The organism is Kluyvera ascorbata ATCC 33433 (assembly GCF_000735365.1).
In the GTDB taxonomy this organism is placed as follows: domain Bacteria; phylum Pseudomonadota; class Gammaproteobacteria; order Enterobacterales; family Enterobacteriaceae; genus Kluyvera; species Kluyvera ascorbata.
Genome location: NZ_JMPL01000189.1, coordinates 1 through 5,146, shown reverse-complemented (window position 1 = coordinate 5,146; position 5,146 = coordinate 1). Strand labels below are relative to the sequence as shown.

General features: G+C 51.4%; 5 protein-coding genes and 1 pseudogene. 5 read left to right on the top strand and 1 reads right to left on the bottom strand.

Going from position 1 to position 5,146, the window contains the following annotated elements; translation table 11 throughout:
* Positions 1-315 precede the first annotated feature (315 nt).
* From GKAS_RS22665 to GKAS_RS25175, 5 genes and pseudogenes are all read left to right on the top strand, one after another.
* The gene (locus tag GKAS_RS22665) at positions 316-1,317 is read left to right on the top strand and encodes a FecCD family ABC transporter permease (RefSeq protein WP_373995168.1); all 1,002 of its coding nucleotides are present in this window, start codon (positions 316-318) and stop codon (positions 1,315-1,317) included.
* Positions 1,314-2,087 (top strand): ABC transporter ATP-binding protein, encoded by a 774-nt coding sequence (locus GKAS_RS22660; RefSeq protein WP_373995164.1) that lies wholly within the window; start codon positions 1,314-1,316, stop codon positions 2,085-2,087. The genes GKAS_RS22665 and GKAS_RS22660 overlap by 4 nt, the downstream gene beginning before the upstream one ends.
* Positions 2,088-2,117: 30 nt before the next feature.
* Positions 2,118-3,240: pseudogene (locus GKAS_RS22655) on the top strand (ABC transporter substrate-binding protein).
* A gap of 502 nt (positions 3,241-3,742) precedes the next feature.
* Positions 3,743-3,979 carry a hypothetical protein gene (locus GKAS_RS22650; protein WP_035897698.1) on the top strand — a complete coding sequence of 79 codons (237 nt, stop codon included), beginning with the start codon at positions 3,743-3,745 and terminating at the stop codon, positions 3,977-3,979.
* A gap of 49 nt (positions 3,980-4,028) precedes the next feature.
* The gene (locus tag GKAS_RS25175) at positions 4,029-4,169 is read left to right on the top strand and encodes a hypothetical protein (protein ID WP_167540435.1); all 141 of its coding nucleotides are present in this window, start codon (positions 4,029-4,031) and stop codon (positions 4,167-4,169) included.
* A 49-nt stretch (positions 4,170-4,218) separates the two neighbouring features.
* Here GKAS_RS25175 and GKAS_RS22645 read toward each other — a convergent pair whose 3' ends face one another.
* A complete protein-coding gene (locus tag GKAS_RS22645; RefSeq protein WP_123651204.1) occupies positions 4,219-4,596 on the bottom strand; it encodes a hypothetical protein in 378 nt (125 codons plus the stop codon).
* Between the last annotated feature and the right edge of the window lie 550 nt (positions 4,597-5,146).

The window sequence follows — 5,146 nt, the reverse complement described above, 5'->3', positions numbered from 1 at the left end:
AGCGTTGCTGGTAAGCCTGGTGTCAGGTTTTCTCTGTCCTCCGTTTCTGGGGGAGCGCCGGAGTAAGGGTTTTAGTTAAACAAATAATCAATGGAACGCTAATTATTTTCATATTGAATTGATAAGCATTATCAATTCAATATATTGTCGCCAGCACTCTCCAGGATATTGGATATCCTGCATTTTTCGCCTCGGGACAGGCGGGAGGTTCACTGAATTTACCCTGTTCCATAAGGTTATCCGATGAATTCCAGCCTTGCCTCCAGCGCCGACTCTCCCGCGCTGGCGATTGCCGCCCGCTACCGCCGGGTGGTTATGCAGCGTTACCTGCTTGCCGGTGTCGTGCTGCTCTGTATCCTCTGCTCCCTGCTGCTTGATTTCACCCTCGGCCCCTCGGGTATCTCGGTATCCACGCTATGGCAAACGCTGTTCCACGCCAACGCAGCGGACCCCGGCACCCGCGTGATCGTCTGGGAGCTACGTTTACCGTTCGCGCTGATGGCCATTCTGGTCGGCATGGGCTTAGGGCTTGCCGGGGCGGAGATGCAGACTATCCTCAACAACCCGCTTGCCAGCCCGTTTACCCTCGGTGTCTCTTCTGCCGCCTCGTTCGGTGCAGCGCTGGCGATTATTCTTGGGCTTGGGATTCCGGGTATTCCCGACCAGTGGTTTATCTCGGTGAACGCCTTTGTCTTTGCGCTGATGGCCTGCTTTATTCTCGACGGTATCAGCCGCTGGACGCGGGTTGCAACCTCCGGCGTGGTGCTGTTTGGTATCGCGCTGGTCTTCACCTTTAACGCGCTAATCTCTATTTTACAGTTCGTTGCCAGCGAAGATACCTTGCAGGGACTGGTGTTCTGGACGATGGGCAGCCTGGCCCGCGCTTCGTGGGATAAGCTCGCCATTCTGGCGGTCGCGCTGCTGATTATCGCCCCGCTGTCATTGAAAAATGCCTGGAAGCTCACCGCCCTGCGTCTTGGCGAAGACCGCGCCGTCAGCTTTGGTATCAACGTACGCAAGCTGCGTCTGGCCACGCTGCTGCGCATCAGCATTATCTCGGCGCTGACCGTGGCGTTTGTGGGGCCAATTGGCTTTATCGGTCTCGTTGCACCGCATATTTCCCGCATGATGTTCGGCGAAGACCACCGCTTCTACCTGCCCGGCAGTATGCTGATTGGCGCACTGGTGCTGTCGCTGGCGTCGGTGGTGTCTAAAAATATCGTCACCGGGGTCATTATTCCGGTGGGTATCGTGACGTCACTCGTGGGCGTGCCGTTCTTCCTGAGTATTATCATTCGCCACCGAGGGACGCTGTGATGGATGGACTGTCGATTCGCGACCTGCATACCGGGTATGGCAAAAAGAAAATCATCGACGGCCTGACCACACCGCTGCTGCCACGGGGCAAGATTACCGCCCTGCTCGGCCCCAACGGTTCGGGTAAGTCAACGCTGCTGCGCGCGCTGGCGGATCTCAACCCCGCGCATGGCGTACTGTCGCTGAACGGCGTAGATTTGATGACGCTGATACCGGCTAAGCGTGCCCAAAAGGTGGTTTATCTGCCTCAGTCGCTGCCTGCCGGTGTGCACCTGCACGCGCTGGAGTCGGTTATCGTAGCGCGACGCGCCAGCGGCTATCACCAGGGTAACGCTGAGCAGGAAGCCTACGCCATTCTGGAAAAACTCGGCGTCGCCCATCTGGCGATGCACTTCCTCGACCAGCTCTCCGGCGGCCAGAAACAGCTGATTGGCCTGGCGCAGTCTCTGGTTCGTCAGCCGGATCTGCTGCTGCTCGATGAGCCTCTCAGTGCGCTTGACCTCAACTATCAGTTTCACGTGATGGATATCGTCGCCAGAGAGACGCGGCTGCGCAATATCGTCACCGTGGTGGTTATCCACGATATCAACATTGCCCTGCGTCACGCCGAATATGCCGTGATGATGAAAAACGGCGCGCTGGTCGCAAGCGGCGTGCCGGATGAGGTGGTCATTCCACAAAACCTGGCGACCGTTTACGGCGTGCGCGGCCGGGTCGAACATTGTTCACAAGGGCTACCGCACGTGGTGGTCGATGGTTTAACGACATAACAATAATCGCAAGACGGGGAAATCATGACGATGAAGAAGGCAATATTAGGCGCAGCGCTGCTGTTTTCACCGCTGCTGGCCATGGCGGGCAACTGGCCGGTCACGGTCAAAGATATGGACAACCGGACGGTGACGGTTACGCAGGAGCCGCAGCGCATCATTTTGCAGGATGGGCGCGATATTCTGACGCTGGCGATGCTGGAGCGCGACAATCCGTTCGCCAAAGTGGTGGCGTGGAACAACCTGCCGAAAAAGCAGGATACCGAAACCTGGAACGTGCTGAAGCGGAAATGGCCCGAGGCGGAATAAAATCCTCGATATGAAATTCTCCGACCAAGGGAACGTGGATCTGGAGACGGTGATTTCTCGCCATCCGGATCTGATGATTGCCCAGCTGCGCGCGAAGCCGTCGCTGGTGCAAAGCGGCGTGCTGGCAAAACTTGACGCGCTGCACGTGCCGGTTGTTTTCGTTGACTACGAACTGCATCCGGTTGAGAACACCATGCCAAGCATCGCGATGCTCGGTAAGGTACTGGGTCAGAGCGAACGCGCGCAGGCCTATATCAACTTCTATCAGCAGCGTCTGGACACTATTCACCAGCGTCTGGCCAAGGTCGAGAAGAAACCCCTCGTGTTTATCGAGCCGATTGCCGGGGTTGCAGGGCTGGATAACGGCTGTTGCTTCACCCATGCACGCAACGGCTGGGGCGGTCTGGTGGAAGCGGCGGGCGGCGTGAACATCGGCTCACAGCTGCTGCCAGGCGCAACCGGGAATATCTCGGTCGAGAAAATCATCTCCATGAACCCGGATTACTACCTGATGACGGGTTCCAAACGTCCGGGGAAAGGGACGGCGATTATTCCATTTGGCTACAACGTTCCGCAGGCTGATGTGGTGAGCGCCTTTAATGCGCTGCTGGCGCGTCAGGGCGTAAGCAGTATTCCGGCCGTCGTCGCGGGTCATACCGGTGCGCTGTACCATCACTTCTATAACAACCCGTACAACATTATCGCCATCGAGACGCTGAGTAAGATTTTCTACCCGATGCAGTTTAAAGATGTCGATCCATTGGCGGATTATCATCAGCTGATTACCCAATTCACCCATATTCCGGATGATAAGGTGATCCTGAGCTATACGCCTGAGAAATAGTAAACTCATGCTGGTGAGTTAAGGCAACATTGTAGGCCGGATAAGCGAAGCGCTATCCGGCCTACCTTTTTTATTTTAGCGATCAACGATCGCTATTGTGAAACCGTTATTAACGCGGGTAATATCCTGCCCAAATAATAATAAAGGTAGTGATTATCATTCGCTAAACAGTAGCATTTAACCTCACACCAAGTGGGTAATAAATAGAAAACACCAGTAAAAATAAAACACTACATCTCTTCATTTTATCTTTATATATCATAGCGGTTTATCGATTTTACTATTTTTAAAACAGAAGAAACGCATAAAATATAGCGTAAATTGATATATATCAGTTTCAGATTAATTCCCTATAGAAACCGTTAAATTTGATTTTAGTCAACTCCCTGCCTGGCTATAGAATGCATTTTATAGCGCTCTTTGCATTGACGGGATGAATGATTAATTGGTTTTAAGACTTGAACAGATGTTTAGCAGGCCATCGAGCCTGTGGGGTTGGTTGATGTGCAATGCCCTGAATGGCGTTGCTATCGTTATCTGCTTTGCCTCCATTAGCGCCGTTATCGGTATCAGAGAAGGTGTCTGGCATATTGTCATCACCGTCGCCATTATTATTTCCGCATTTTATAGCGCTAATTATTTTGCCGCTCTGGAATCACGTAATGATTCCCGCCGTTATTATTTGCTGGTGTGGGTAGTTATCACTGTCGCAACTAACTTTATTCGCGTCTGGGGCTAATCCCATCACGACATAAAATACACAACGCACAACAATAAGGATTCACGCCTTGACTCTGGCAATGATTTTTATCCTCATCAATAACCATAAAGGGCTGTCGGCACTGCTTCTGCTGATTATCCTGGTGCTATTCTGGGTACTTGGCCCACGGGTAAGAAAGCTGCTGAACGGTATTAAAGACCCTTCCTGATGGCTTGATGGGTTACCGATGCACCCGCATCGGTAACCCATCATCACCATTAGCCCATCGCTTCACACTGGCAGCCAATCTTAATGCTCGCAAATTTATACGCGGCGGCGAGATAAAATAGCGCAATCGCAAAACCGACGATCGGATAGAACAGCAGGCTAAATAGCGCCACCGCCAGAATATGCCCCACGCCCGCCATCAAAAAACCCCGGCGCTTTAAGCGCAGTTTGCCGTAAGAAAACACAAACGCCAGATAGGCGACGATAAACAGTACGATCACAATTTTAAACGATAAAAACTGCACCGAGAAATTCATCCCCGTGACGCCCAGATGCGGCAGCGCGAGAAGAACGAACAGCGTGAGAAAAAGCAACGAGGCGAGCTTAACCCACGCCATTACGCCTTTCCAGAAAGAGATACGGGTCATAACGAAATCCTTAATTTGATGATAAAACAGCATTGTGGCAAGCCGGGAGAATAGCCAATGCGAAGTTCGATGACAGGGCCTGGCTCCCAGGATGCAATACGTTTCAAAGTGAATTTGTCGTGTTAATAAGCATATTGAAAGACGAAGCGTGTCCTATACGACAGGCAGGACTAATAACCGTCGATGCATGGAGACAAAAACAGAACAGATGCCAGAGGAAGCAGCAAAGATAACTAGGGTGTTGAAGGAGGTTTAGTCTGCAGGTAACGTTGACTTCGGGTAGTGATATACGTTTGCTGATCCATAGCATATAACTCGTTGATAAAGAGTGATTAATATTTCCCTTGGTGCAACGGTATTATAGCGTTCTTCCTGTTAAAGATTCTCCAGCCGAACGTAAATAAGTGTCATTTTACTTATTAGTAAAATAACTCCAACGCGGTATATCTGGAATAATTAAATAATCCACTATGGGTAACTATGGAAAATAATCTGTTTAATTATCGTGTAATTTGTGATTATTTCTGACCTGGAACTAGTGCCAGGCATT

Coding starts and splice junctions, on each gene's coding strand:
- GKAS_RS22650 (WP_035897698.1), top strand. CDS start 3,743: ATGTGCAATGCCCTGAATGGCGTTGCTATCGTTATCTGCTTTGCCTCC.
- GKAS_RS22645 (WP_123651204.1), bottom strand. CDS start 4,596: ATGACCCGTATCTCTTTCTGGAAAGGCGTAATGGCGTGGGTTAAGCTC.
- GKAS_RS22665 (WP_373995168.1), top strand. CDS start 316: ATGCAGCGTTACCTGCTTGCCGGTGTCGTGCTGCTCTGTATCCTCTGC.